Genomic DNA, 25476 nt, shown 5'->3' on the forward strand with positions numbered 1-25476 from the left:
ATTCCATGTCCTTCAATATCGGTCTTAGCGGCCTTCGTGCTGCGAGCAAGGATCTCAACGTCACCGGTAACAACATCGCCAACGCCGGTACCGTGGGCTTCAAGCAGTCGCGCGCGGAGTTCTCCGACGTCTACGCGGCTTCAGTGTTGGGCACCGGCAAGAACCCGCAGGGCAGCGGTGTGCTGATGTCCAACATCTCGCAGCAATTCAACCAGGGCAACATCAACTACACCCAGAATGCACTCGACCTGGCAATCAACGGCAACGGCTTTTTCCAGGTCAGCAACAACGGTGCGGTGAGCTACACCCGCGCCGGTTACTTCGGTACCGACCGCGAGGGTTTTCTGGTCGACAATTTTGGCTACAAGCTGCAGGGCTTCCCGGTCGACGGTAACGGCAATCTGCAGAATGGCGTTGTGGGTAATCTGCAGGTGCAGACGACCAATCAGGCGCCGAAGGCCACCAGTCAGATCGATACGGCGTTCAACCTGAATTCGACGCAAAAGCCGCCAGTTGCTGGGCTAGCCTTCGATCCGGCCGACCCTACTACATACAATAGTTCCACATCGGTGAATATTTACGATTCGCAAGGTAATGCGCATGTCATGACCCAGTACTTCATAAAGACTGATGCGAACAACTGGGATATGAAGGTGTTGATTGATGGTCGTAGCCCTAACGATCCGGAGGAAGATCCGCCGCAGCCGTATGTGATGGGGCTTACATTTGATGCGTCCGGTGCGCTAGAGACCGTGACTGATGATGGTTCCGGTTTTTTCACTGTCGATAATGCAACCAAAAGGGTCACACTCAACGCTGCTAGTAGCCCTTCTGGTGGCTGGACTCCTGCAATCTCCGACGGCGGCTCTCCCGCCACATGGTCACCTAACGGTGCTCTAGCCAACCCCGATGGAATCGTCTTTGACTTTTCCAAATCAACGCAGTACGCCAGTGCTTTTGCCGTCAACAATGTCGCGCAGGATGGCTATACCACTGGTGAGCTGGCTGGCCTGGAAATCGACGATACCGGTGTGATCTTTGCTCGTTACACCAATGGTCAGTCCAAGGTGCAGGGGCAGATCATTCTGGCCAACTTCGCCAACGTCCAAGGCTTGACTCCGGTCGGCAAGACGCAGTGGGTGCAGTCGTTCGAATCCGGTGAGCCGGTGGTCGGCACGCCTGGCTCGGGTACGCTGGGTGCGCTACAGGCCGGTGCGCTGGAAGACTCGAACGTCGAGTTGTCTGATCAATTGGTCAACCTGATCGTGGCTCAGCGCAACTATCAGGCCAACGCCAAGACTATCGAAACCGAAAGCGCGGTGACGCAAACTATCATCAATCTGCGCTGATAGCGGCAACGAATCATTGCCGCTGACGGCAGTATTCCGCCGCTAATAACGAAAAAGGCCCGTGAGGGCCTTTTTCGTTTGTAAAACTTTCTTTGTGATCAGCAGGTTATGGTCAGTTTGTAGGGGTGGCATGCGCCTTGCATTTTCGTTCACAACAGAATCGCTAGTGTCAAACTCGCGTCTCGGAGAAGCCGATGGACAAGATGCTCTACGTGGCCATGACCGGTGCCAGCCAGAATGCGCGGGCCCAGCAGGCTCATGCCAACAATCTGGCGAATATTTCCACAACCGGGTTTCGCCGGGATTTTGAGCAGGCGCGCTCGATGCAGGTTTTTGGTGACAGCCATCCAGCGCGGGTTTATGCAATGTCGGAGCGCCCAGGCACCGATTTCACGTCGGGGACGCTCCAAGAGACCGGGCGCGATCTGGATCTCGCTGTCGAAGGCGAGGGCTGGATTGCCGTCCAGGCTCCGGATGGCAGCGAAGCATATGTCAGGACCGGTAGCCTGAATATTGACGTACTGGGCATGCTGCGTACGGCCGATGGTTTGCCTGTACTTGGCAATGGCGGGCCGATCGCAATTCCTCCAGAGGAAAAGGTCGACGTTGGCCAGGACGGCACCATCAGCATCCGCGCCCTGGGGGAGAACCCGAACATCGTGGTCACGGTGGACCGGATAAAGCTGGTCAATCCCGATCCGCAGCAGCTGGAGAAGGGCACCGATGGTCTGATTCGGCTGAAGGACGGCCAGCCCGTCGAGGCCGATGCCAACGTTCGGGTGGTATCTGGATTCCTGGAAACCAGCAACGTCAACGCGGTAGCCGAGATGACATCCATTCTGGCCTTGTCTCGCCAGTTCGAACTGCACGTAAAGATGATGCGCACCGCCGAAGATGATGCGGCTGCCATGGCGCGCGTACTGCAACTCAGCTAATAGCGTGGCGCCAGCGGCGCACGAGGAGAAAGCTCATGCTTCCAGCACTTTGGGTCAGCAAGACCGGTCTGTCCGCTCAGGACATGAACCTGACGACCATTTCCAACAACCTCGCCAACGTGTCCACCACCGGCTTCAAGAAGGACCGTGCCGAGTTTCAGGACCTGCTCTATCAGATTCGCCGCCAGCCCGGTGGCCAGTCCAGTCAGGACAGCGAGTTGCCGTCCGGCCTGCAGCTGGGTACCGGTGTGCGAGTGACCGGCACGCAGAAGATTTTTACCACCGGCAGCCTGCAGACCACCGAGCAACCGCTGGACATGGCCATCAATGGACGTGGTTTCTTTCAGGTATTGCTACCCGATGGCACTGTTTCCTACACCCGAGACGGTAGTTTCCATCTGAGTTCGGACGGCCAGTTGGTGACCTCCAATGGCTATGCGCTGGAGCCCGCCATCGTTGTTCCGCCGGAAACCCAGACTTTCACCGTGGGTGAAGACGGTACCGTGTCGGTGACCACCGTGGGTAATCCGCAGCCGCAGATCATCGGCAACATCCAGACCGCCGATTTCATCAACCCGGCGGGTCTGCAGGCCATGGGCAGCAACCTGTTCCTGGAGACTGCTGCGAGCGGCGCGCCGCAGGTCAGCACGCCGGGTCTCAACGGCCTGGGCACGGTGCTGCAGAACACTTTGGAGAATTCCAACGTCAGCGTAGTCGAGGAGCTGGTGAACATGATCACCACGCAACGTGCCTACGAGATGAATTCCAAGGTCATTTCCACCGCTGACCAGATGCTGTCGTTCGTCACGCAGCAGCTCTGATCGCGGGTTTGCCGTTGTTTGCGGGTAGGCACCAGCGCTGCCCGTTGTAGTTTCGATGGCCTGTCATGGCTTGAGGTGTTTATGAGCCGTTTGCTGATTGTTGTCTCGCTATCCTCCGCCCTGGCGCTGGCCGGATGTGTCGCTCCTGCGCCTAAACCGAACGATCCGTACTACGCGCCGGTGTTGCCGCGTACGCCGCTGCCGGCAGCACAGAACAATGGTGCGATCTACCAGGCGGGCTTCGAGACCAATCTCTATGACGACCGCAAGGCATTTCGCGTAGGGGACATCATCACGATCACCCTCAATGAGCGTACCCAGGCGAGCAAGAATGCCAGCTCGAAGATTTCCAAGGACAGTAATGTGGAAATGGGCCTTACATCGCTCCTGGGCAATGCGGTGAGCGTGAATAACCCTGCTGCGGGGCTCCTCCGTGACGGCGGTCCGCTTTCGTTGGATACGCAGTTTGGCGGTTCCAGCTCGACCAATGGCGCCGGCCAGGCTGGGCAGAGCAACAGCCTGTCCGGTTCGATCACTGTGACCGTCTCCGAAGTGCTGCCCAATGGAATTCTGGCCGTACGCGGCGAGAAGTGGCTGACCCTCAATACCGGCGACGAGCTGGTACGTATCGCCGGCCTTGTGCGTTCGGATGATATCTCTACCGATAACACTGTTTCCTCGACGCGCGTGGCTGATGCACGCATCACTTACTCGGGCACCGGTGCTTTTGCTGATGCGAGCCAGCCGGGATGGCTGAGCCGTTTCTTCGTTAGCCCGCTTTGGCCGTTCTGAGGGGCCTGAAGATGATTAGAAAAGCCATCGTCTTTCTCGGATTGCTCGCCATCGGTGCGTCAGCTCATGCCGAACGGCTGAAGGATGTTGCGACCATTCACGGTGTGCGCAGCAACCAGCTGATCGGCTATGGCCTGGTCGTTGGCCTGAATGGCAGCGGTGACCAGACCACCCAAACGCCGTTCACCGTGCAAACCTTCAACAACATGCTGGCGCAGTTCGGCATCAAGGTGCCGGCCGGCGGCAATATCCAGTTGAAGAACGTCGCCGCGGTGTCGATTCATGCCGAGCTGCCACCCTTCGCCAAGCCGGGGCAGACCATCGACATCACCGTATCGTCCATCGGTAATGCCAAGAGTCTGCGTGGCGGCAGCCTGCTGATGGCGCCCCTGAAGGGGATCGATGGCAACGTCTATGCCGTTGCTCAGGGCAACCTGGTTGTCGGCGGCTTTGACGCCAGTGGCGCCGATGGATCGCGCATTACCGTCAATTCGCCGTCGGCTGGACGCATCCCCGGTGGTGCCACGGTCGAGCGACCGGTGCCGAGTGGCTTCAATCAGGGCAACACGCTGACGCTGAACCTCAATCGCCCGGATTTCACCACGGCGAAGAACATCGTCGATCAGATCAATGACCTGCTCGGCCCGGGCGTGGCCCAGGCGCTGGATGGCGGTTCGATCAGCGTGACTGCGCCGCTGGATCCGAGTCAGCGGGTGGATTACCTGTCGATTCTGGAGAATCTCGAGGTCGAGGTCGGCCAGGCGGTGGCCAAGGTCATCATCAACTCGCGTACAGGTACCATCGTCATCGGCCAGAACGTGCGGGTCCAGCCTGCCGCGGTTACCCACGGCAGCCTGACGGTCACCATTACCGAGGACCCGCAGGTAAGCCAGCCCGAGCCGTTCTCCGATGGGCAGACCGTGGTGGTACCCAACTCGAAGGTGAAAGCCGAAGAAGAAGCCAAACCGATGTTCAAGTTCGGTCCGGGCACCACGCTGGATGAGATCGTCCGGGCGGTGAATCAGGTGGGTGCTGCGCCCAGCGACCTGATGGCCATTCTGGAAGCCCTGAAGCAGGCTGGCGCGCTGCAAGCCGATCTGATCGTGATCTAAGGAAAGCGACATGGAAAACCGACTCGGCAGCGGGGCGCGCGCCCTCGACAGCGGCAGCTACAACGATCTCAATCGCCTCAGCCAGCTCAAGGTCGGCAAGGACCGCGATGGTGAGGAGAACGTGCGCAAGGTTGCGCAGGAATTCGAGTCGTTGTTCCTAAACGAGATGCTCAAGTCGATGCGCTCGGCTACCGAAGTGCTGGCCAAGGACAACCCGCTGAACAGCCAGGCGACCAAGCAATACCAGGACATGTACGACCAGCAGCTGTCGGTCAGTCTCTCGAAAGAGGGCGGCGGCATCGGGCTGGCGGACGTGCTGGTGCGCCAGTTGAGCAAGCAGACCGAGACGGTGACGCGCAACAACCCGTTCGCCCAGGTGGCCCGGACCGAAGGCACGGCCTGGCCGAGCAAGCCGACAGCGGCTGCCGCGATCGAAACCGGCCGGGATGATTCGCGCCTGCTCAATCAGCGTCGGCTGGCGCTGCCGGGCAAGGCGAGCGATCGTCAGCTGGCCAACGTATCGGCGACCGCTCCGACGGCGGCTGCCGAAGGCGCGCAGCCGCTGGTCAATGTCGACTGGAAGCCCGCCACGGCGTTCGTTCCGCCGAAAGACCGGCCGTTGACGGTCAATGGCGTGGAGAAGAGCGCGCCCAGTTCACCGAGCAAGACGCGCTTCAATTCGTCCGAAGAGTTCATTACCACCATGCTGCCGATGGCCGAGAAGGCTGCCGAGCGCCTGGGTATCGAGCCGCGATTCCTGGTCGCGCAAGCCGCGCTGGAAACCGGCTGGGGCAAATCCATGATCCGCCAGGCCGATGGCAGCAACAGCCACAACCTGTTCGGTATCAAGGCAACCGGCTGGAAAGGTGCCTCCGCAACCGTAACGACCACCGAATACGTCAACGGCAAGGCGACCCGCGAGAAGGCAGGCTTCCGTGCCTACGATTCGTTCGAGCAGAGCTTCGATGATTTCGTCAGCCTGCTGGAAAACAACAATCGTTATCGCACCGCCATTCAAGTGGCGAGCAATACCGGCGATTCGGAGCGCTTCGTCAAGGAGCTGCAAAAGGCCGGCTACGCCACCGACCCCCAGTACGCACGCAAGATCAGTCAGATCGCGCGCAAGATGCAGACCTATCAAACCGTCGCCGATGCGAATTCGGTGCCCGCCATGCGGACCAGAGGCTAAATCATGGCTGACCTATTGAGTATTGGCCTGTCCGGCCTGGCCGCCAGCAAGACCCAGCTGTCCATCACCGGCCACAACATCACCAACGTCAACACGCCTGGCTACAGCCGTCAGGATGCGTCCCAGGCGACCCGTTCGCCGCAGTTCAGCGGTGCCGGTTACATCGGTTCGGGCACATCGCTGGTCGACGTGCGTCGCTCCTACAGCGAGTTCCTGACCAGCCAACTGCGCAGCAGCACATCGCTGAACCGCGACGTCGAGGCATACAAGAGCCAGATCGACCAGCTCGACTCGCTGCTCGCCGGCACCACCACCGGTATCACGCCCTCGCTGCAGAAGTTCTTCTCCGCCTTGCAGACGGCGGCTGAAGACCCGGCCAACATTCCGGCGCGCCAGTTGGTGCTGGCCGAGGCCGAAGGTTTGGCGCGGCGCTTCAATACGGTCTACGACCGGCTCTCCGAGCAGAACAATTTCACCAACAAGCAGATGGCCGCCGTTACCGATCAGGTCAATCGCTTGGCCGGCAGCATCGGTAGTCTCAACGAGGCCATCGCCGTCGCCGCGGCCAACGGCAAGCAGCCGAACGACCTGCTCGACGCGCGCGATGAAGCGGTCCGCCAGTTGTCCGGCTATATAGGCGTGACGGTGGTGCCGCAGGACGACAGCAGCTTCAATATCTTCATTGGTAGCGGCCAGCCGCTGGTCGTGGGCAGCACGGTAGCCAAGCTGGAGGTAGTCCCAGGGCAGGGCGACCCCAACCGTCATGAGGTCCAGTTCATCAGCGGCGGATCCCGACAGGGCATCACCTCACAGATCACCGGTGGCGAGCTGGGCGGGCTGATCCGCTATCGTGAGGAAGTGCTGGATTCGACCATGAACTCGCTGGGCCGTCTGGCGCTGGCGGTTAGCGATCAGGTCAACACGCAGCTCGGGCAGGGGCTCGATTTGAAGGGGCAGGTCGGTTCGGCATTGTTTGGCAACTACAACACCGAAGCGCTAGGCAAGCTGCGTGTCAACGCGTTCGTGGGAAACCAGAGCAATGTACAGCCAGAGTTGAAAATCACCGATAGCAGCCTGCTGACCACTAGCGACTATCGGCTGGAGTTCGACGGTACCAGTTTCACAGCGCGGCGCCTGAGCGACGGAAAAGCAATGACGGTATCGCCTGCAACTCCGGGCTCCTTTCCTACGACGTTGAGTTTCACAGATCCAAATGTCGTGCCACCAGCTCTTCCTCGGGATCAGGGGTTTACGCTGGACCTTGAGTCTGCGCCTGCTGAGGGAGACAAGTTCAGCCTGCAGCCGACCCGGCGCGGTGCTGCCGATATTACAGCGGTGCTAGACCAGGCGGACCAGCTTGCCTTTGCTGCTCCGGTGCGAGCTGAGGCGGGACCACAAAATAGCGGCACGGGGAAAATTACGCAGCCGGACCTTGTATCGGTGCTGGATGCGAACGACTCTGAGCTGGCTGTAGATGCAAAGCAGGCAATGGACGCTCTTCAGACCTACCTTGGTGATGGAATATCGTTCGAATTCGGTGCCGATGGCAACTTCTCATTGCCGGCCGGAGTTACTAGCGTGCCCGATCTAGAGGATGGTGGCTTCAAGTCGGGGCAAACCAATAGCGTCAAGCTAGCATTCGAGACTGGCGGCTATAAGTATGAACTTAGTGTCCAGCTCAGCGGTACGCCAAAGGCTGGAGATGACTTCACGCTTGATTTCAATCAGAGCGGCGTTTCGGATAACCGCAACGCCTTGAAGCTGGTCGATCTGCAAAGCAAGCAGACTGTCGGCGTGTCGTTAGGTGCCGATGGGAAGGTCATATCGGGCGTAAGCTTCACCGACGGTTATGGCGAACTGGTCGAGCGCGTCGGTACGCTGACGGCACAGGCACGGATGGATAGCGAGGCAACGGGCTCGATTCTCAAACAGGCCACGGACAACCGCGATTCACTCTCGGCTGTGAACCTGGACGAGGAAGCCGCCAACCTGATTAAGTTCGAGCAGTACTACAACGCTTCGGCCCAGATCATTCAAGTTGCCCGCTCCTTGTTCGATACATTGATCAGCTCCTTCAGGTAATAGGTCGCCTTATGCGCATTTCCACCCTGCAAGCATTCAATAACGGCGTCGCCGGTCTGCAGCGCAACTACGCCAACGCGACCCGCACCCAGGAGCAGATCAGCACCGGCAACCGCATTCTCACGCCGGCGGATGATCCGGTCGCGTCGGTGCGTCTGTTGCAGCTGGAGCAGCAGCAGAATGTGCTGGGTCAGTACAACGCCAACCTGACTGCCGCGAAGAACAGCCTCACCCAGGAGGAGGTCACACTCAATTCGGTAAACACCATCCTGCAGCGCGTGCGAGAACTGGCCGTGCAGGCGGGCAATGGGGCCTTGAGTACAGAAGATCGAAAATCAATCGCCGCCGAACTGACCGAACGCGAGGACGAGTTGTTGTCGCTGATGAACACGCGCAACGCCCGTGGCGAATATCTGTTCTCAGGCTTTCAGGGAAAGACGCAACCATTCGTGCGCGCAGGGGACGGCAGCTATAGCTATCAGGGTGACGAGGGACAGCGGAAGCTGCAGATTGCCAGTTCGCTCAATATCCCGATCAGCGACAACGGCAAGTCGATTTTTCAGAACATTACCAATGCTGGGCGTTTAACAACCGCTCCAGTGTTTAACGCGAGCGCGCCAGTGACGAGCACCCTAGTTGTCTCTGCGCCGCTAGTAAGTGATGAGGTGGCTTTTTCAGGAGCCGAACCGTTTCCACCAGAGGGCGTCGAGCTCGAATTCCAAGCTGACGGAAAGTACGTGATTTACCGGTTACCCAGGGCACTTAATCCTGCCGACGACGTTGTTTTAAAAGATGATTTGTCGATGGATAACGATCCCAAGAAAAGCGATAAATTGGTTTTTCGCGGCGTTACGGTACACCTTGACGGAACTCCGGCTGAAGGAGACAGGGTTGCGATAGTACCTGGCAGCATTTCAGGCCTTGATGCGGAGGGAAATGTTCTTCGCGATCCCAACGCCACGGTGCAGAACAAGCAAGGCATTCTCGATACCATCGCCAATCTTCGCTCTGCTCTGGAAGAGCCAACTACAAGCAGTGGTGGGGTCCGTGATGCAGTAGCCGTAGCCCTGACCAATCTCGACCACGGCATGATCAGCGTCGATGCGGCTCGCGGCAACATCGGTGCTCGCCTGAACGTCATCGAGACGACTCAGACCGACAACGAGGACGTTACCCTGGTGAACAAGTCCGTTCAGGCCGAGCTGCGTGAGTTGGACTACGCCGAGGCGCTTTCGCGTTTGTCGTTCCAGACAGTGATCCTCGAGGCTGCGCAGCAGAGCTACGTGAAAATCAGCGGCTTGAATCTGTTCAACGCCATGCGCTGAATAGTTTTGACGAGGTTCGCATAAACGCGGCTTGGTTTTGACATCGTCTGTGGGGTGGCTAGATTGGTTGGCGCGGAGCAGGAAGTCCCGCATAGCCACTTCAATTTCATAGGGATATGAACATGCGCAAAGCTTTTCTTGCTGCGGCTGCCTTCGCCGCCCTCTCCAGCGCCACTTTTTGCAGTTATGCCGCAACCCAATCGTCCCCCGTTGAGCAGGAGCAGGCCGTCGCCGTTCAGGCGCCGGTGAATCTGAACAGCGCCGATGCGGAGACGCTGGACCGTGAACTCAAAGGTATCGGCGCCACCAAGGCGCGGGCCATCGTCGCCTATCGCGATGAACATGGACCGTTCAGTTCGGTCGACGAGCTGCTTGAAGTGAACGGCATCGGCTCTGCAACTCTGGAAAAGATCCGCAGCCAGCTCAGTCTTCAATAAGCGAGACATCGGAGGGCCGGCTATCCAGGTTGGCCTTCCGTTTCCCTGCCGTGCGGCCGACACTCTTAAGGCCGAACGCTCTACTCAGCCGTCAGTCGAAGTGTGCATGCAGCCATTGACAACCGGTGGTTATGCACATTCGTAATAGGCTGCTCATGGTTCGCTGCCTCTTATTCCCAGCTGCCCTTCGCTTCGTCCTAAGTCATTGATTTTCAATGCTTTGGTTCGTTGGGTAAAAAAACACCGATCTGTCTGATGCCCCCGTAGATAGGGCTTTTGCGGCAGTCATCCATAAACTGTTCACAAGGTTATCCACAGGTTCGGTGGATAACATCCTGAACGTCAGGGATGACGCAGGTTGGAGGCGAAGCATATGAAAGCTCCCTGGAATCTGATGCGTTACTTCCCGCTCGCGCAACGCTTGATCAGGGCGGGCAAAATACCTGCGCTTTTACTCGCCGTGGCCCGCAAATCATCGCGGCGGGGTCTGGTGAAGGGGCTTCGTGAAGACCTGAAGCTGTTTCAGGCGCTCTGCGTGGCGTGGTGGCGCGGCGAATACCGAGCCGTCAGTCCGCAGGCGCTGGTAGCTGTGGTGGCAGGGCTGCTCTATTTCATTACACCTATTGATGCCATTCCCGACTGGCTGCCGGGCCTCGGCTTCATAGACGACCTGGCGGTACTGGGCTGGATCATGCGCAAGTGGTCAACCGAACTGGATGCGTTCCGTAGCTGGAAACAGGCGCAGACGCCCGCGCATCAGGCAGAGATGGACCGCCTGCCGAGCCTGGATGAGTCCCGAGCAGATCATGCGGTCCGCTAAGGTCGCTGTCTGCAAGCGGCCCGCTGGTCGGTCGCGACCATGCAATTGCGGCATTGATCCCGATTCACCGCCTAGCGCACCGGCAGGGTAGCTTCAACCAGCTCCGCAGGCTGTTAAGATTCCGCCTCTGATTGCACAAGCCTGGGGAAAACGGATGAATGTTCAGGTCATCATGCGCGACGGCTCGCCGGAGTATGCCGTACTGCCTTGGGACGAATATCAGGCGCTTCTGAGGGCAGTCGGTGCACGCGCGCCGGCTGATTCCGGTCAAACCTCCGGTCCCGAACAGGCGCCCTCTCTCAGCCGGCTGACCACACTGCGAGAGGCCAAGGGCATGAGCGTAGAGCTTCTGGCCCGAGCGGTCGGTATCAGCCCGGCCTATCTGGATCTGATTGAAGCTGGCGAGCGTGAGCCGGGTGGAGCGATTCGGCGAGCGCTGGCCAGGGCGTTGGAAATCGCTGGCTGGGAGGATGACGCTTGAGCCAGAGTGCCACCGTATCCATCAGCCGGCAGCACTGGCAGGCATTGCTCGACGAGCTGGATGATGCACGTCACCAGCGTTATCTGGTGACCTATCGCGCCCTGGTCGAACGGCTCCAGTTGCCGACTCCAGCGATGCAGACGCTAACCGCCGCGCTGGAGTATCTGGCTGCGCTCGATGCGCGCTCGGAGCGTCCGTTGCGCAGCGCACTGGTCATCAGCCAGGGGGCGAGCCGCCTTCCGCGAACCGGCTTTTTCGAATGTGCCGCACGGCTAGGACGCTTTAACGGACCCGCCGATGGCTCTGCCGCCGCCTCCTGGCATGCAGGCGAAGTGGCCCGGGTGTTTGAATTCGACTATCCGGAGGTTCCCTGATGCTGTTGTGGAAGCTACGCGCAAGGCTTGGCTACTTCACGGCTCGCAAACTGATGGTCTCGCGCAAAGCCGTACAGCAGCCCAAACTCTGGCGCTGGATGGAAGGGCAGTTCGCCCGTATGGCGTCGCTGGGTGACGTGGGAGCTCAGAGCTTCTATGGGCATATCCTCTATTTTCGTGGACGAGGGTTCGGTGCCAAGCAGGAAGGGGTACGCTTGTTACGTCTGGCCGCCAAGGCCGGTGACGTAAAGGCCGCCTACCAGATGGGGGTCATCAGCCTGAGCGAAGACGCGTCTCATGGCCCTGATGGCAGCGAGGCTGCGCGCTGGTGGAAGCAGGCGGCCGAGGCAGGGCATCCGCTGGCTGCGGTAAGACTCGAACAGCTCTTCCGGGCCGGGGGACATGGCTTAACTGCCGACCCGATGGAAGCTGATCGCTATAAGACCAGGGCCGCAGAGCTGGGGCTATGACTGCCTGCCAATACCGCCGTGTCGATGAGGTGATAGCTCGGCCCACTGATCTTCTTCGCGTGGCGCTTGGCCTCCGATGCCAGCGCTGCAAGCCTGCCGGCATCCAGATGGTCGGTACATTCGGGCCTTACCTTGACGACGCCGATCGACAGGGTTGGCAGGGCATAGCGCTGCTCCTGGCCATCGCGACTGGTGGCAGTAAAGAAGCCCTCTGCCACATGCTCACGTTTGTAGTAAGCCCCGCTGCGGCACTGAAAGTCCCGCTGTAGCTGCTCGATGCGGTGCTCCCAGTCGTCGCCGCCGAGCACCAGCATGAAATCGTCACCACCAATGTGGCCAACGAAGTCCAGCCGGCGGTCGATCCGCTCATTCAGGCATTGAGCCAGGCAAAGAAGTACCTCGTCGCCCTTCGCGTACCCGTAAAGGTCGTTGAACGGCTTGAAGTTGTCGATATCCACATAGCAGACCAGCGCTGGCCGACGTTGCAGCAGCAGGCGTGTCAGCGACTGCTGGATCGGAACGTTGCCGGGCAGCAGCGTCAGTGGATTGGCATGCCTTGCCTGTCGGATCTTCAGTTCGGTTATCAGCCTCAGCACGTCAATCACTCGGCCCAGGCCGTGGTAACGCCCGGCCTGGGTGATGACGAAGTCTTCCTCGATGCGCTGGCGGGCTCGGCTGGTGAGCAGCCGGCTGACTTGTTGCAAGGACTGTCCAAGTTCCACGGCAAGGAAATCGGTACTCATCAGGCGGCTGACCGGCTTGCGGGCAAGCAGCTCGGTCGCGAATGGTTTGAGCAGAGCATCCGAGATGAGATTGCGATGCACGATACCTACCGGCCGGGCTTCATCATCCAGCACAGCGATGGAATTCAGACTGGGCTGGAGGCGAAAGGCCTCGAGCAATTCGGCCACCGGCCGCTCCGCTGACATGGCAGGCTGACGCATAAGCAGGGCGGACAGGTCGCAGGTCTCGTCGCTGAAGCCCGTGTGCTGCGCTTCCGCCGAGGGCAGGACTTCTTCGATGTCCTGGGCCGGCAGCTCCTGCGGACGGCCGAGCAGATAGCCCTGCACCAGGTCGATACCCATGCTGGCCAGCACGGCCAGCTCCTCACGAAGCTCGATGCCCTCGGCGATGACCTGAGCGCGCGCGGCGCGGGCGATCTTCAGTATCGATTCGACGAACTCGCGTTTTACCGGGTCGAGGTGGATGCCGTCGATGAAATAACGATCGATCTTCACGTAGTCGGGGCGCAGCTGAGACCACAGCCGCAAGCTGGAGTAGCCTGCGCCAAGATCGTCCAGGGCAATGCTGAAGCCCATCGAGCGATAGTGATGAAGCGCCTTGTCCAGCAATTCGAGATCATCGGCGGGGGCCTGTTCGGTCAGCTCGATGACCACCTTGTCCGCCGGGATGCCGTAAGTCTGTAGCAGTTCGAGCGTACGTCCAGGCTTGTGACTGGCTTCGAGCAAAGTTTCTGGTGAAGCGTTGAGGAAGAGTTTGCCGCGCAGCGCTCCCTGGCTGTAGCGTCGGCAGGCCGTTTCCCGGCAGGTCATTTCCAGCTCATTCAGCCGCCCGGCATGGCGGGCAGTGGCGAGCAGGTTGATAGGCGAGTGCAGCGGACCGTTGGAAGGGCCGCGGCTGAGCGCCTCATAACCAAGAATGCGCCGCTCCGAGAGCGAAACGATCGGCTGAAAAAGGGTGGCGATGTCCCCGTGAGCAAGGATATGTCCCAACGAGCTCAACTGCTCGGTGACTGTCATGGCGTTCTCTGGATGGAAAAAAGAAGGGCCACGATGGTGGCCCTTTCATTTCACGCTTGCGTCATGTCAGTTTGATGACATCGAGGCTGTTGGTCAGTGCTTGGCCATGGCCGAACTCAGGCCGAGATAGTCGAGCAGGATGCGCCCGCTTTCGGAAAGGTAGGCGTCGTCCTCGGGCTTGGGTTTGTCCATGTCGTCATGGGGCGCTGTGTTTTCGTCTTCGCTTTCAAGCTTGGCTAGCGGCTCTTCGCCCTTGGCCAGACGCAGCGCATTTTCCAAGGCCAGCTGACGCTTTTCGATATCCGCCTGCTGCGCGCGACGCTTTTCCTCGTTGAGGCTGACAGTGGTTTCGTGCATTAGCTCTTGCGCTAATGCAAGGCGGTCGCGGGTAAAGACGAAGTCCGGATTCTCTCCGGTACGTGCTTCATGGCGCGCCTTGAGCTCGGCGAGGAACGGCTTGAACGGATTCATTTCCGGGTTGATCGCCGCACGAATGCTGTCCCATGGCAGCGCTTCCGGCAGTGCACTTTCTCCGATTTCCTTGGTGTCGACATCGGCTGGATAGGCGATGTCCGGGATCACCCCCTGATGCTGGGTGCTCTGCCCGGATACGCGGTAGAACTTGGCCAGGGTGAGCTTCAGTTCGCCATGGTTCAGCGGCTGGATGGTTTGCACGGTGCCCTTGCCGAACGTCTGACCGCCGAGAATCAGTGCGCGGTGATAGTCCTGCATGGCACCGGCGAAAATCTCGGATGCAGATGCCGACAGGCGATTCACCAGCACGGCCAACGGCCCTTTGTAGAATGCGCCGGTCTGCTCGTCGGCCAGCACGTCGACACGCCCGTCGCTGTTGCGCACCAACACCGTCGGACCCTGGTCGATGAACAGGCCGGTGAGCTCGGTGGCTTCCTGCAGCGAGCCGCCGCCGTTGTTGCGCAAGTCGATCACCACGCCGTCGACCTTTTCCGCTTCCAGCTCGGACAGCAACTTCTTCACATCGCGCGTCGTGCTCTTGTAATTCTGATCGCCGGCACGCAGCGCCTTGAAGTCGAGGTAGAACGCGGGAATCTCGATCACGCCGAGCTTGAAGTTCTGGCCCTGATGCGCGAGGTTCAACACCGACTTCTTCGCCGCCTGTTCTTCGAGCTTCACCGCCTCGCGAGTAATGGCGACAACCTTGCTGTTCTGATCGTTAGGAGCGTTGCTCGCCGGAATCACCTCCAGGCGGACGACCGAGCCCTTCGGGCCACGGATCAGCTTGACCACCTCATCCAGACGCCAGCCGATGACATCGATCATCTCGTCTTCGCCCTGAGCGACGCCGATGATCTTGTCGGCTGGGGCAAGCTGCTTGCTCTTTTCTGCCGGGCCGGCCGGCACCAGGCGTACGATCTTGACGTGTTCATTGTCGCTTTGCAGCACCGCGCCGATGCCTTCCAGCGACAGGCTCATATTGATGTCGAAATTCTCGGCGTTGTCCGGCGACAGGTACTGCGTGTGCGGATCATAGGACTGGGCGAAGGCGTTGATGTAGGTCTGGAACACGTCTTCACCGCGCGTCTGGTTGAGACGCGCTAGCTGATTCTTGTAGCGCTTGGTCAGCAGCTCCTCGATAGCCTTGGGCTCTTTGCCGGCGATCTTCAGGCGCAGCACTTCGTCCTTGACCCGCTTGCGCCAGAGATCGTCGAGCGCGGCCGCATCCTTGGCCCAGGCGGCCTTCTCCCGATCGACTAGCAGCTCTTCGTCGATGGTGAAGTCGAAGTGGTCGACGCCCTTGTCGAGCAGGCTAAGCGCGTAGTTCAGACGATTCTGCAGGCGCTCGAGATGGCGCTTATAGATCGTGAATCCTGGCTCGAGATTGCCGCGCTTGAGAAAGTCATCGAACTGGCTGCGCCACTTGCCGAACTCCTCGAGGTCGGATGCCAGGAAGTAGCTACGCGATGGATCGAGCATCTGGATGTAGCTGTCAAAAATCTTCGCCGAGCGTGCATCGTTCAGCGGTGGCTTGTTGTAGTGGTGGCGCTTGAGCAACTCGACGACGTTGAGGCTGGCGATCACCTGGTCGCGGTCGGGTTGCAAGTACTCCCAGCTCTCTGGCGTACTGACCGCTTTGGCCATCGCCAGGGATGCTTGAAGGCCGAAGAGAACGGCGAGAACGGTGCAGGTCAACGTACGTTTCATGGCGTGGGGGCGACGAGATGCAAGGGAATAACGCATATTAGGCCATCTACAGTAAGCGCCGGTTCGGTTTTCCGTCCGGCGGTGGAAAGCACGAGCCCGATGGTACAGGTGGTCAAAAGAAGGCCAGCGAGTGATCGGTCGGGTGGGCATAGATAGGAACCACTATGGAGGCAGCATGAAGGCATTGCAAGGTATCGAGGGTCATCTGGAGTGGGCAGAGCGACCAGCCCCGAGCTGCAGCGAGGGCGAGGTGCGCATTCGCGTGGCCGCCGCTGGGCTGAACCGGGCCGACCTGCTGCAGCGTGCCGGACATTACCCACCGCCTGCAGGTGTAACCGACATACTCGGGCTGGAGTGTGCCGGCGTGATCGCCGAGGTTAACGGACGCAGTCGCTGGAAGGTGGGCGATCGTGTCTGCACCCTGCTGGCCGGCGGTGGCATGGCCGAAGAAGTGGTCGTCGATGCCCGCCACGTGCTGCCGGTGCCGGAAGGCATGTCGCTGCACGAAGCGGCCGCGGTTCCGGAGGTGTACGCCACCGCCTGGCTCAATCTTTACCGCCTCGGCGCGTTGCTGGCTGGGGACAAGGTACTGCTGCATGCCGGCGCCAGTGGTGTCGGCTCGGCGGCTATACAGCTGTGCAAGGCATTCGGCAATCCCTGCTGGGTCAGCGTCGGCTCGGCCGAGCGTCTGGCCTACTGCGAGTCGCTGGGCGCGCAGGGCGGCGTGCTGCGTGGTGATTCGCTGGAGGCGTTGCGTGACTTCGGCCCGTTCGACATGATCCTCGATCCGGTCGGCGCCAAGTACGCCGCGCTGAACATGCAGCTGCTGGCGATGGATGGACGCTGGGTGATGATTGGCCTGATGGGCGGGCGCAAGGCCGAGATGGACCTGGCGGGGCTGCTGGCCAAGCGTATCCAGCTGATCGGTTCCACCCTGCGCAGCCGCGACGCCGACTACAAGGCCGGCTTGCTGGCGGAGATGGAAGAGAAGGTCTGGCCGCTATTCACCCAGGGCAAGCTGTCGCCGCGCCTGGAGCGAACCTTCGCCATTGGCGATGTCGAGGCCGCATTCGACGCGCTGGCCAGCAATACCGTGTCCGGCAAGCTGGCCCTGGTGGTCGACAGCGCGCTGTCCTGACCGAGTACTCCGGCAGGCTCGCGGCGATCGCGGGCCTTGCCGGGAAGGCTCAAGGCAGCTGGCTGCTCGCAAAGAAAGCGGTCAGCACCTTGACCAGGTGCGCCAGGTCCTGGCTTCCTGCGAGCTCGCGAATCGAATGCATGGCGAAGGTCGGCAGGCCGATGTCGACGGTGCGCACGCCCAGCTGGCTGGCGGTGATCGGGCCGATCGTAGAGCCACAGCCCATGTCGCTGCGAGTGACGAAGCTCTGCACCGGCACTTCGTTTTCCAGACAGAGATGACGGAAGAACCCGGCGGTTTCGCTGCTGGTGGCGTAGCGCTGGTTGTTGTTCACCTTGATCACCGGGCCGGCGTTAAGCTTCGGCCCGTGATTGCCGTCGTGCTTGTCCGCATAGTTCGGGTGAACCGCGTGGGCATTGTCCGCGGAGATCAGCAGCGAATGGCTGACCGCACGCTGGAAATCGTCCTCGTCCGGTAACAGGCGACGCAGTACCTGCTGCAGGAACGGACCGTCCGCGCCGCACATGGAAGTGGAGCCGACTTCCTCGTGGTCGGTGCAGACCAGCACGCAGGTATGTTCGCGCTCGGCCGCGAGCAGGGCCTGCAAGCCGGCAAAGCACGACAGCAGGTTGTCCAGCCGTGCCCCCGCGATGAAATCCCCATGCAGGCCGATGACCGCGGCGCTCTGGGTGTCGTAGAAACTCAGTTCGAAATCCAGCACCACATCGGCGACCAGCCCATGCTCACGGCCAAGCTGATCGGCGAGCAGTGCACGGAAGTCCGGGCTTTCCTGGCTGGCAATCTGCGCGAGGATCGGCGGTAGCTCATTTTGCGCGTTGATCGCCCAACCCTGATTGGCTTCCCGGTTGAGGTGAATTGCCAGGTTGGGGATCGTTGCGATCGGCAGCTTGAAATCGATCAGCTGGCTCTCGATGCGACCATCCCGGCTGTAGGTCACCCGTCCGGCCAGGGACAGATCGCGGTCGAACCAGGGGGCCAGCAGGGCGCCGCCGTAGACTTCGACTCCTACTTGCCAGAAACCCTGGCGCTGCAGTTCCGGCTGTGGCTTCACACGCAGACAGGGGCTGTCGGTGTGGGCTCCGACCAGACGCAGGCCGTGCTCGACCAGCGATTTGCTGCCCAGCTGAAACGCCACGATGGCCGAATCGTTACGGGTGACGTAGTAGCGTCCACCAGGTTCGGTGTGCCAGACCTCGCGCTCATCCAGCGCACGGTAGCCGGCCGCCTGCAGCGCCTGGGCGAGATTTTGGGTGGCATGGAACGGGGTGGGCGATGCCTGGAGGTACTCGATCAGGCCTTGGTTGAGAGCTTTGCGCATTTCGGACTCCAGACTGCAAGGTCACGAAGTCTATCGCATTCACCTGCCGGTAATAAGCGCAGTGTCTGGCTCGCAGGTGTAGTGGATCGCTTCTAGAACGGCGCGGGACACTCGAAGCGCAGGCGCTCGCCTGTCTGCGGATGAGTCAGGGTAAGCATGCTGGCGTGCAGGCACAGCCGCTCATGCGCATGCAGCGCCTGTTCATGCGCGTAAAGCCGGTCGCCGAGCAGCGGATGGCCGATCGACAGCATGTGCACTCGCAGCTGGTGGGAGCGGCCGGTGATGGGGGTCAGCTCGACGCGGCTGTAGTCGCCGCAGCGTTCAAGCACGCGCCAGAAGGTCAGTGCGTGCTTGCCGAGCTCGTGATCGACGACGTGGCGCGGTTTAGTCGGCGGATCGTAGCGCAGCGGCAGGTCGATGCTGCCACTGTCCTGCTCCGGCTGGCCCCAGCACAGCGCGGTATAGGCCTTTTCCGTTTCGCGGTCATGAAACTGACGGGACAGCTCGCGGTGCGTATCGGCGTCGCGGGCGAGCACGATGAGCCCGGAGGTTTCCCAGTCCAGGCGATGCACGATGCGGGCTTCGGGGTAGCCGTTCTCCTGCAGGCGGGTCACCAGGCAGTCGCGATTGTCTTCGGCCCGCCCTGGCACGGAGAGCAGCAGGGTCGGCTTGTTGATCACCAGCAGGGCGGCGTCCTGGTGAATGATCTGGATGGTGCTAAGAGGCATTGTTCTTCCCACAAACGAAGACGGCGACCCGTGGGCCGCCGCTTCTGTACGCCGTGCCGCTCAGCGATCCGGCAGGGTAATGTTCAATTCGAGAATCGAGCAGCTGCCCTGATCCTCGAGGGCCACCTGAACCTGATCGCTGTCGATGTTGACGTACTTACGGATCACTTCGACCAGCTCCTTCTGCAGCGCCGGCAGGTAGTCCGGCTCGGTGCGCTGGCCGCGTTCGTGGGCGACGATGATCTGCAGGCGTTCCTTGGCAATGGCGGCCGGTGTTTCCTTCTTCTTGCGTTCACGGAAGAAGTCGAAGAGGTTCATTCGCGGCCTCCGAAAAGTCGTTGCAGGAAGCCAGGCTTCTTGACGTCGAGGAAGCGGTGCGCCACTTCCTTGCCCAGCAGGCGATCCACCGCGTCGCTGTAGGCCTGGCCGGCATCGCTCTGGTCATCGAGGATCACCGGGATGCCCTGGTTGGACGCCTTGAGCACAGCCTGCGACTCGGGGATCACGCCCAGCAGGCGGATGGAGAGGATTTCCTCGACGTCTTCGACGCCGAGCATCTCGCCCTTGGTGACGCGCTCAGGGTTGTAGCGGGTCAGCAGCAGGTGCTCCTTGATCGGCTCTTCGCCGTTTTCGGCGCGACGCGACTTGCTGGCCAGCAGGCCGAGCATGCGGTCGGAGTCGCGTACCGAGGAGACTTCCGGGTTGGTCACGACGATAGCTTCGTCGGCGAAGTACATGGCCAGATGCGCGCCTTTCTCGATGCCCGCCGGGGAGTCGCAGATGACGTATTCGAAGTTCTTGCCCAGCTCGTCGATCACCTTGCCGACGCCTTCCTGGGTCAGGGCGTCCTTGTCACGCGTCTGGCTGGCGGCCAGCACGTAGAGGTTCTCCAGACGCTTGTCCTTGATCAGCGCCTGAGTCAGGGTGGCGTCGCCGTTGATGACGTTGACGAAGTCGTAAACCACCCGGCGCTCGCAGCCCATGATCAAGTCGAGGTTCCGCAGACCGACGTCGAAGTCGACGATGACAGTCTTGTGGCCGCGCAGAGCGAGGCCGGTACCGATGGCGGCGCTGGTGGTGGTTTTACCAACGCCACCTTTGCCGGAAGTGACTACGATGATCTTGGCCAAGGTGATTCACCCTAAAAATTGAAAAATCGGGACCTTCCGCCGGTTTTGGCGTCAGGATTGCCCGTTTGGTCCTTGAAAATTCGCGGCAGTATCCGTTAAAGGCGGGTGATGTTCAACACGTCGCCGGAGAGGCCGATGCGTACCGCTTCAGCCCAGAGAGGATCGCGTCGCAGGTCCTCGGCGACCTTGTATTGGCCGGCGATGGAGACCATTTCCGCTGCGAGCTGCTGGCAGAAGATCCGCGCCGAAGTATCGCCCTTTATGCCTGCCAGGGCGCGACCGCGAAGCGGACCGTAGACATGGATGTTGCCATCGGCGAGAAGTTCCGCACCGGGGCTTACCGGCGCCAGTACGATGAGGTCGCCGCCCTGTGCATAGACCTGCTGGCCGCCGCGGATGGGCGTGGTGACCACGCGGGTCGGGCGGTAGACCGGTTCGGCTGGCTTAGCCGGTGCCTTCGATGCCAGGTCGACCTGGCGCTCGCGAGCCCCCGAAGGCGGCAACACCGGTAGATCCAGCGCCGCCGCTGCTTCGATATGCGCCGGCTCGCTGGCGCGCAGGGCCAGGGTGCGCAACCGATGCTTGCGGCAGAGTGCGACCAATGCCTTGATGTCGATTTCCCGCGCCGCCTCGGGCAACTTGTCCAGTGCCAAGACCAGCGGCGTATTGTTGAAAAAGTCTGGGGCCTGCTCGACCTTGGCCGCGAGCTGCTCGTCGAGGCGTTCGATGTCGTTGCTAGCCAGCTCCAGCACGGTGATGGCGAGCATGCTGCCCTTGAGCTGGAAGGCTGGGGTCAGGTCGGGGAGGTCGGCTTGGCTCATGGTCTGCCTGCTGCGGTAAATGGCGAGGACTTATAACGAGCTGTGCCGCTGCCTGCAACCCGCCGCGTGTGTCCCGGACGATCGCTGGTGCGCCGAGGCTCGGTCAACCACGGCGTTTGCCGCTAGAATGCGTCGCTTCATCGGTTGTCGAGCTATTCATGGACCGTCCTCAGTTTCGTGCGTACTTCCTGCATCCGCGCTTCTGGCCGCTGTGGCTGGGGCTTGGACTGCTCTGGCTGCTGGTGCAGTTGCCGTATCCGCTCTTGCTGCAACTGGGCCGTGGGCTCGGCGCGTTGATGTTCCGATTCGCCGGTTCCCGGCGCTATATCGCGCGACGTAATCTGGAGCTGTGCTTTCCCGAACTCAGCCAGGCGCAGCGTGAACGCCTGTTGCGCGAGAACTTCGCGTCCACCGGCATTGCTTTCTTCGAGATGGCGATGAGCTGGTGGTGGCCGCAGGCGCGCCTGCAGCGGCTGGCAAAGATCGAGGGACTGGAGCATCTGCAGCAGGCCCAGGCGGCCGGGCAGGGGGTGATCCTGATGGCGCTGCATTTCACTACGCTGGAAATCGGCGCCGCATTGCTCGGTCAGCGCCACACCATCGATGGCATGTACCGCGAGCACAAGAATCCGCTGTTCGACTATGTACAGCGCCGCGGACGCGAGCGGCACAACCGCGACGCCACCGCCATCGAGCGGGAAGACGTGCGGGCCATGCTCAAGGTGCTGCGTGCCGGCCGCGCCATCTGGTACGCGCCGGATCAGGACTATGGCCGCAAGCAGAGTCTGTTCGTACCGCTGTTCGGTATCCAGGCCGCCACGGTGACCGCCACCACCAAGTTCGCTCGGCTAGGCAGGGCCAAGGTCGTACCGTTCACGCAGGAGCGCCTGGCGGATGGTTCAGGTTATCGGCTGGTGATCCATCCACCGCTGGAGGATTTCCCTGGCGAGAGCGAGGAGGCCGATTGTCTGCGCATCAATCAGTGGGTCGAGGAGGCCGTCAGCGCCCTGCCTGAGCAGTATCTCTGGGCGCACCGGCGCTTCAAGACCCGGCCGGACGGCGAGCCGGGGCTGTACAAGAAAAAGAAGCGCAAGGCAGCGTAGTTGGCGTTTCGCCTCACCGGCAGTGCTTCGATGGCGGGACTCGGCGGGGCGGGCCTTGGCCCACCATATCGGTCACGCCAAACTTCCATCGCGGAAATCTCGCAGCGCCTGCTCGATCTCCTCGCGGCTGTTCATCACGAAAGGGCCGTACTGCACGATGGGTTCGCCCAAGGGGCGTCCGGCCAATAGCAGCACTCGCGTGTCCGACCCGCTGTGCAACCGCAGCTCGCCATGCTCGGACAGGCGCGCCAGCTGACCCTTGGCCAACGTTTGTTCGCCAACGCGCAGCGCACCCTCGTAGACGTAAAGCAGCAGCCGATGGCCTTCCGGCACCTGCGGGCTGAGACCGCTACCGGCCGGCAGATGCAGATCAAAAAGCTGCGGCTCGGTATCCGGACGCTGCACGACGCCCGGCTGCTCGATGCCGTCGCCCTTCAGCGTGCCGGCGATGACTTTCGCCTGTACGCCACCTGGCAGCGTCAGCTGTGGAATTTCCGCCGGTGCGAAGTCACGGTAGCCCGGCTCGCCGAGCTTGGCGTGGGCGGGCAGGTTCAGCCACAGCTGGAAGCCGCGCATGAGGCCTTGCTCCTGCTCCGGCATTTCGCTGTGGATTACACCGCGCGCTGCGGTCATCCACTGCACGCCGCCACTTTCCAGCCGCCCGACATTGCCCATGTGATCCTCGTGACGCATGCGCCCCTCGAGCATATAGGTGATGGTTTCGAAGCCGCGGTGCGGATGTGGCGGAAAGCCGGCGATGTACTCGTCGGGATCGTTGGAGCCGAACTCGTCGAGCATCAGGAACGGATCGAAGCGTTCCGGCGCGGCGCCGCCAAATACGCGCGTGAGACTGACGCCGGCGCCATCGGAAGTCGGGCGGCCGGTGGTGATGGAAAGGATTTCACGCTGGGACATATCGAATGCCTCTCGGTCTGGAATGTCTCCAGCGTAAACGTACGGCTTCGATTAACGGTTGCGCATTATCGCTATAACCAATCAATTAGTTGGATCATTCCTCCACCATCAGATCCCGCGCACGGCTATACACATAGCGCACCTTCTCGTACTCGAACGGCGAGTTGAGCTGGCCGTAACGGAAGCTGGTGACGTGGCGGGCGTTGATGGCGCGCAACGCGGTCAGGCTCAACTCGCCACCGGTGGTCTCGGCGTACTGGAGGAAATCGACCTGTCGCTCGACGGCGAAATCGGTGACGCGGCCGGTGGCATCGCGCAGGTTGGAGGGGCCGAGAGCCGGAATGATCAGGTAGGGCCCCTGGGGAACGCCCCAATACCCGAGTGTCTGGCCGAAGTCCTCGCTCTGGCGCACCAGACCCATGCGCGTGGCCGGGTCCCAGAGTCCGCCGACGCCCAGAATGCTGTTGAACAGAAAGCGGGCGGTGGCATTCGCCGCACGCTGTCCCTTGAGCTGCGCGACGCTGTTGAACAGCGTCGGAATCTCCCCGAGGTTGGCGAAGAAGTTGCTCACGCCGGTGCGCACCGGTTGCGGCGTGACATAGCGATAGCCTCGCACCACCGGCAGCATCACCCATTGATCGAGCCGGTAGTTGAAGTGGTAGATGCGCCGGTTGACCGATTCGAACGGGTCGTAGACGTCCAGCGCCTGAAAGGTAGCGCGCTCGAACTCACGTTGGTCCAGCCCCGGATTGAACTCCAGGTTGCGTAACGGATGGGTGAAACCATCCTCGTCGACCGCCGGTGTGTCGGCGAAGGCCAGACCACTGAGCAGCAGCAGTGGCAACAGCATTCCTTTAGCCACGGAAGAACTCCAGCATGTGTCGGGCGTTGACGCGGTAGGTGAGATTGCCGCAGTGGCCGCCGCGCGGGTACAGCGTCAGACGGTCGCCGAAGGTGCGGCGCAGGAAGCCGATATCACCGGCACCGAGGATCAGGTCGTCTGCATTGTGCATGACCGCGATCTTCAGGCTCTGGCGCAGATAATCCTCGAGGGCGTAAAGGCTGACCTGCTGGATCAGCTGCGGCAGGCTGCCGCCGTCGTGCTGCGCCCGCCACATGGGGATCAGCTGCTCAGTGATGTAGCAGTCGAAATCGCAGAGCAGGGCGCGCTTGAAGAATGGCTCCAGACGCGTGCCCTCGTTGATCGGATAGTCCTGCGGCACGATCAGCCCGCGACGGTTGATCAGGTCCGAGGTGAAGTTGATGTCGGCGGCGGAAAAACGGAACACCGAGCCGATCAGCATGGCCATCTGCTCGTCGCTGAGCTTCAGCGCCGACTGCTGGAAGTCGTAGAGCATCGCCTCGTCGAGGTCGATGTAGCCGCGCTGCTGGTAGTAGCGGGTGAGCTTTTCCAGCACCACCTCATAGAAGGTGGTGTGGTCGTCGATGCCTTCGACGCGGGTCTGCACCAATTTGTCCAGGTTGCCGACCGAGGTGTAGAGGTTCACCGGCGGGTTGAGCAGCAGCACGCGCTTGAAGTTGAAGCTGCGGCGGGTTTCGTCCAGCTGGCTGACGAACGCGGCGTTCAGCGCGCCGAGGCTGTAGCCGGTGAGGTGGAACTCGGTGACCGGCAGCTTATGGTGCCTGGCGCGAATGGCCTGCATGACCCGATAGAGATCCTTGGCATCGTCGGCACTGATGCCCGGTGTGGCATAGCGCGAGGCAGCGGACATGAAGTCGTAGCTGGTCGGTGAAGACAGCTGCACCACGTGGTAGCCGGCGCCGTAGAACAGCCGCTTGAGGGCCTCGGTCTTGCCCGCCGAGTAATGCGCACCGGTGCCGGAAATGATGAAGATCAGCGGCGCCGGCCCGCGCTGGCGTGCCAGGCGATAGCGCAGCTGTTTGACCGGCCAGAAGTTGTCCGGCAGGGTGAATTCGCGCTCCGGCCGCAGACGCAGGCTGTAGTCAGCCTGGTCGATGGCGTCGTCACTGGGAACCTCTGCGCGCAATGCGCTCGGCGTGCCGGCGATGGTCGCCTCGAAAGGGTTGCCCAGGGGGTAGCCGTACTCTTCGACGCTGAGATCGGCCGCATGCAGCGGCGTAACGATCAGAGCGAGCAGGGTGGTCAGGCACAACAACAGCTGCATGGTGTATCTCCGTAGCCAGGCCATCGC

25 protein-coding genes are annotated in these 25476 nt (G+C 61.1%); 15 read left to right on the forward strand and 10 right to left on the reverse strand.

Annotation, left to right across the window (positions count from 1 at the left end):
- Nucleotides 1-5 precede the first annotated feature (5 nt).
- From flgE to NAO55_RS10205, 13 genes are all read left to right on the forward strand, one after another.
- The gene (flgE, locus tag NAO55_RS10145; protein ID WP_102840773.1) at nucleotides 6-1349 is read left to right on the forward strand and encodes a flagellar hook protein FlgE; all 1344 of its coding nucleotides are present in this window, start codon (nucleotides 6-8) and stop codon (nucleotides 1347-1349) included.
- Nucleotides 1350-1543: 194 nt separating this feature from the next.
- Nucleotides 1544-2284, forward strand: coding sequence for a flagellar basal-body rod protein FlgF (gene flgF, locus NAO55_RS10150; protein WP_102840774.1), 741 nt, complete (start codon nucleotides 1544-1546; stop codon nucleotides 2282-2284).
- Between the two features lie 35 nt (nucleotides 2285-2319).
- Nucleotides 2320-3105: a flagellar basal-body rod protein FlgG gene (gene flgG / locus NAO55_RS10155; RefSeq protein ID WP_013982233.1), complete on the forward strand. Its 786-nt coding sequence runs from the start codon at nucleotides 2320-2322 to the stop codon at nucleotides 3103-3105.
- Nucleotides 3106-3186: 81 nt separating this feature from the next.
- Nucleotides 3187-3897, forward strand: coding sequence for a flagellar basal body L-ring protein FlgH (gene flgH / locus NAO55_RS10160; RefSeq protein WP_102840775.1), 711 nt, complete (start codon nucleotides 3187-3189; stop codon nucleotides 3895-3897).
- An 11-nt stretch (nucleotides 3898-3908) separates the two neighbouring features.
- Nucleotides 3909-5009, forward strand: a complete 1101-nt coding sequence (locus tag NAO55_RS10165; protein WP_180981650.1) for a flagellar basal body P-ring protein FlgI — start codon at nucleotides 3909-3911, stop codon at nucleotides 5007-5009.
- Between the two features lie 10 nt (nucleotides 5010-5019).
- On the forward strand, nucleotides 5020-6198 hold the full coding sequence (gene flgJ / locus NAO55_RS10170) for a flagellar assembly peptidoglycan hydrolase FlgJ (RefSeq protein ID WP_102840776.1): 1179 nt from the start codon (nucleotides 5020-5022) through the stop codon (nucleotides 6196-6198).
- 3 nt (nucleotides 6199-6201) lie between these two features.
- Complete coding sequence (gene flgK, locus NAO55_RS10175) at nucleotides 6202-8280, forward strand: flagellar hook-associated protein FlgK (protein ID WP_102840777.1); 2079 nt, start codon at nucleotides 6202-6204, stop codon at nucleotides 8278-8280.
- An 11-nt stretch (nucleotides 8281-8291) separates the two neighbouring features.
- Nucleotides 8292-9605 (forward strand): flagellar hook-associated protein FlgL, encoded by a 1314-nt coding sequence (gene flgL, locus NAO55_RS10180; protein WP_102840778.1) that lies wholly within the window; start codon nucleotides 8292-8294, stop codon nucleotides 9603-9605.
- 122 nt (nucleotides 9606-9727) lie between these two features.
- On the forward strand, nucleotides 9728-10042 hold the full coding sequence (locus NAO55_RS10185) for a ComEA family DNA-binding protein (RefSeq protein ID WP_063541489.1): 315 nt from the start codon (nucleotides 9728-9730) through the stop codon (nucleotides 10040-10042).
- Between the two features lie 373 nt (nucleotides 10043-10415).
- Nucleotides 10416-10862 carry a YkvA family protein gene (locus NAO55_RS10190; RefSeq protein ID WP_063541370.1) on the forward strand — a complete coding sequence of 149 codons (447 nt, stop codon included), beginning with the start codon at nucleotides 10416-10418 and terminating at the stop codon, nucleotides 10860-10862.
- A 154-nt stretch (nucleotides 10863-11016) separates the two neighbouring features.
- On the forward strand, nucleotides 11017-11343 hold the full coding sequence (locus tag NAO55_RS10195; protein WP_102840779.1) for a helix-turn-helix domain-containing protein: 327 nt from the start codon (nucleotides 11017-11019) through the stop codon (nucleotides 11341-11343).
- The gene (locus NAO55_RS10200; protein ID WP_102840780.1) at nucleotides 11340-11717 is read left to right on the forward strand and encodes a hypothetical protein; all 378 of its coding nucleotides are present in this window, start codon (nucleotides 11340-11342) and stop codon (nucleotides 11715-11717) included. The genes NAO55_RS10195 and NAO55_RS10200 overlap by 4 nt, the downstream gene beginning before the upstream one ends.
- A 2-nt stretch (nucleotides 11718-11719) precedes the next feature.
- On the forward strand, nucleotides 11720-12187 hold the full coding sequence (locus tag NAO55_RS10205) for a tetratricopeptide repeat protein (RefSeq protein WP_102840954.1): 468 nt from the start codon (nucleotides 11720-11722) through the stop codon (nucleotides 12185-12187).
- Here the strand turns inward: NAO55_RS10205 and NAO55_RS10210 are convergent.
- Nucleotides 12154-13947: a bifunctional diguanylate cyclase/phosphodiesterase gene (locus NAO55_RS10210; RefSeq protein ID WP_102840781.1), complete on the reverse strand. Its 1794-nt coding sequence runs from the start codon at nucleotides 13945-13947 to the stop codon at nucleotides 12154-12156. The genes NAO55_RS10205 and NAO55_RS10210 overlap by 34 nt on opposite strands.
- 93 nt (nucleotides 13948-14040) lie before the next feature.
- Nucleotides 14041-16128, reverse strand: a complete 2088-nt coding sequence (locus NAO55_RS10215; RefSeq protein ID WP_102840782.1) for a carboxy terminal-processing peptidase — start codon at nucleotides 16126-16128, stop codon at nucleotides 14041-14043.
- 175 nt (nucleotides 16129-16303) lie between these two features.
- Here NAO55_RS10215 and NAO55_RS10220 point away from each other — a divergent pair, with 175 nt between their 5' ends.
- Nucleotides 16304-17266, forward strand: a complete 963-nt coding sequence (locus tag NAO55_RS10220) for an NAD(P)H-quinone oxidoreductase (RefSeq protein WP_102840783.1) — start codon at nucleotides 16304-16306, stop codon at nucleotides 17264-17266.
- Between the two features lie 49 nt (nucleotides 17267-17315).
- Here the strand turns inward: NAO55_RS10220 and NAO55_RS10225 are convergent, their stop codons facing one another.
- The 5 genes from NAO55_RS10225 to minC all read right to left on the reverse strand — a co-directional run bounded on the left by NAO55_RS10225 (nucleotide 17316) and on the right by minC (nucleotide 21284).
- Nucleotides 17316-18605 carry a M18 family aminopeptidase gene (locus tag NAO55_RS10225; protein WP_102840784.1) on the reverse strand — a complete coding sequence of 430 codons (1290 nt, stop codon included), beginning with the start codon at nucleotides 18603-18605 and terminating at the stop codon, nucleotides 17316-17318.
- 92 nt (nucleotides 18606-18697) lie between these two features.
- A complete protein-coding gene (locus NAO55_RS10230) occupies nucleotides 18698-19333 on the reverse strand; it encodes an RluA family pseudouridine synthase (protein ID WP_102840785.1) in 636 nt (211 codons plus the stop codon).
- A 60-nt stretch (nucleotides 19334-19393) separates the two neighbouring features.
- Nucleotides 19394-19651: a cell division topological specificity factor MinE gene (gene minE / locus NAO55_RS10235; protein WP_003301267.1), complete on the reverse strand. Its 258-nt coding sequence runs from the start codon at nucleotides 19649-19651 to the stop codon at nucleotides 19394-19396.
- On the reverse strand, nucleotides 19648-20463 hold the full coding sequence (gene minD, locus NAO55_RS10240; RefSeq protein ID WP_049340340.1) for a septum site-determining protein MinD: 816 nt from the start codon (nucleotides 20461-20463) through the stop codon (nucleotides 19648-19650). The genes minE and minD overlap by 4 nt, the downstream gene beginning before the upstream one ends.
- A gap of 95 nt (nucleotides 20464-20558) precedes the next feature.
- A complete protein-coding gene (minC, locus tag NAO55_RS10245) occupies nucleotides 20559-21284 on the reverse strand; it encodes a septum site-determining protein MinC (RefSeq protein ID WP_102840786.1) in 726 nt (241 codons plus the stop codon).
- A gap of 158 nt (nucleotides 21285-21442) precedes the next feature.
- On the opposite strand from minC, the gene NAO55_RS10250 reads away from it, so the two are divergent.
- Nucleotides 21443-22387: a lipid A biosynthesis lauroyl acyltransferase gene (locus tag NAO55_RS10250; protein ID WP_102840787.1), complete on the forward strand. Its 945-nt coding sequence runs from the start codon at nucleotides 21443-21445 to the stop codon at nucleotides 22385-22387.
- 72 nt (nucleotides 22388-22459) lie between these two features.
- On the opposite strand, the gene NAO55_RS10255 is transcribed toward NAO55_RS10250, so the two are convergent.
- The 3 genes from NAO55_RS10255 to NAO55_RS10265 form a co-directional block, all read right to left on the reverse strand.
- The gene (locus NAO55_RS10255) at nucleotides 22460-23302 is read right to left on the reverse strand and encodes a pirin family protein (RefSeq protein WP_102840788.1); all 843 of its coding nucleotides are present in this window, start codon (nucleotides 23300-23302) and stop codon (nucleotides 22460-22462) included.
- 94 nt (nucleotides 23303-23396) lie between these two features.
- On the reverse strand, nucleotides 23397-24152 hold the full coding sequence (locus NAO55_RS10260) for an MlaA family lipoprotein (protein WP_013982255.1): 756 nt from the start codon (nucleotides 24150-24152) through the stop codon (nucleotides 23397-23399).
- Nucleotides 24153-24156: 4 nt separating this feature from the next.
- Nucleotides 24157-25449, reverse strand: coding sequence for an alpha/beta fold hydrolase family protein (locus NAO55_RS10265; protein WP_102840789.1), 1293 nt, complete (start codon nucleotides 25447-25449; stop codon nucleotides 24157-24159).
- Between the last annotated feature and the right edge of the window lie 27 nt (nucleotides 25450-25476).

It is taken from the genome of Stutzerimonas frequens, assembly GCF_024448335.1.
In the GTDB taxonomy this organism is placed as follows: Bacteria; Pseudomonadota; Gammaproteobacteria; order Pseudomonadales; family Pseudomonadaceae; genus Stutzerimonas; species Stutzerimonas frequens.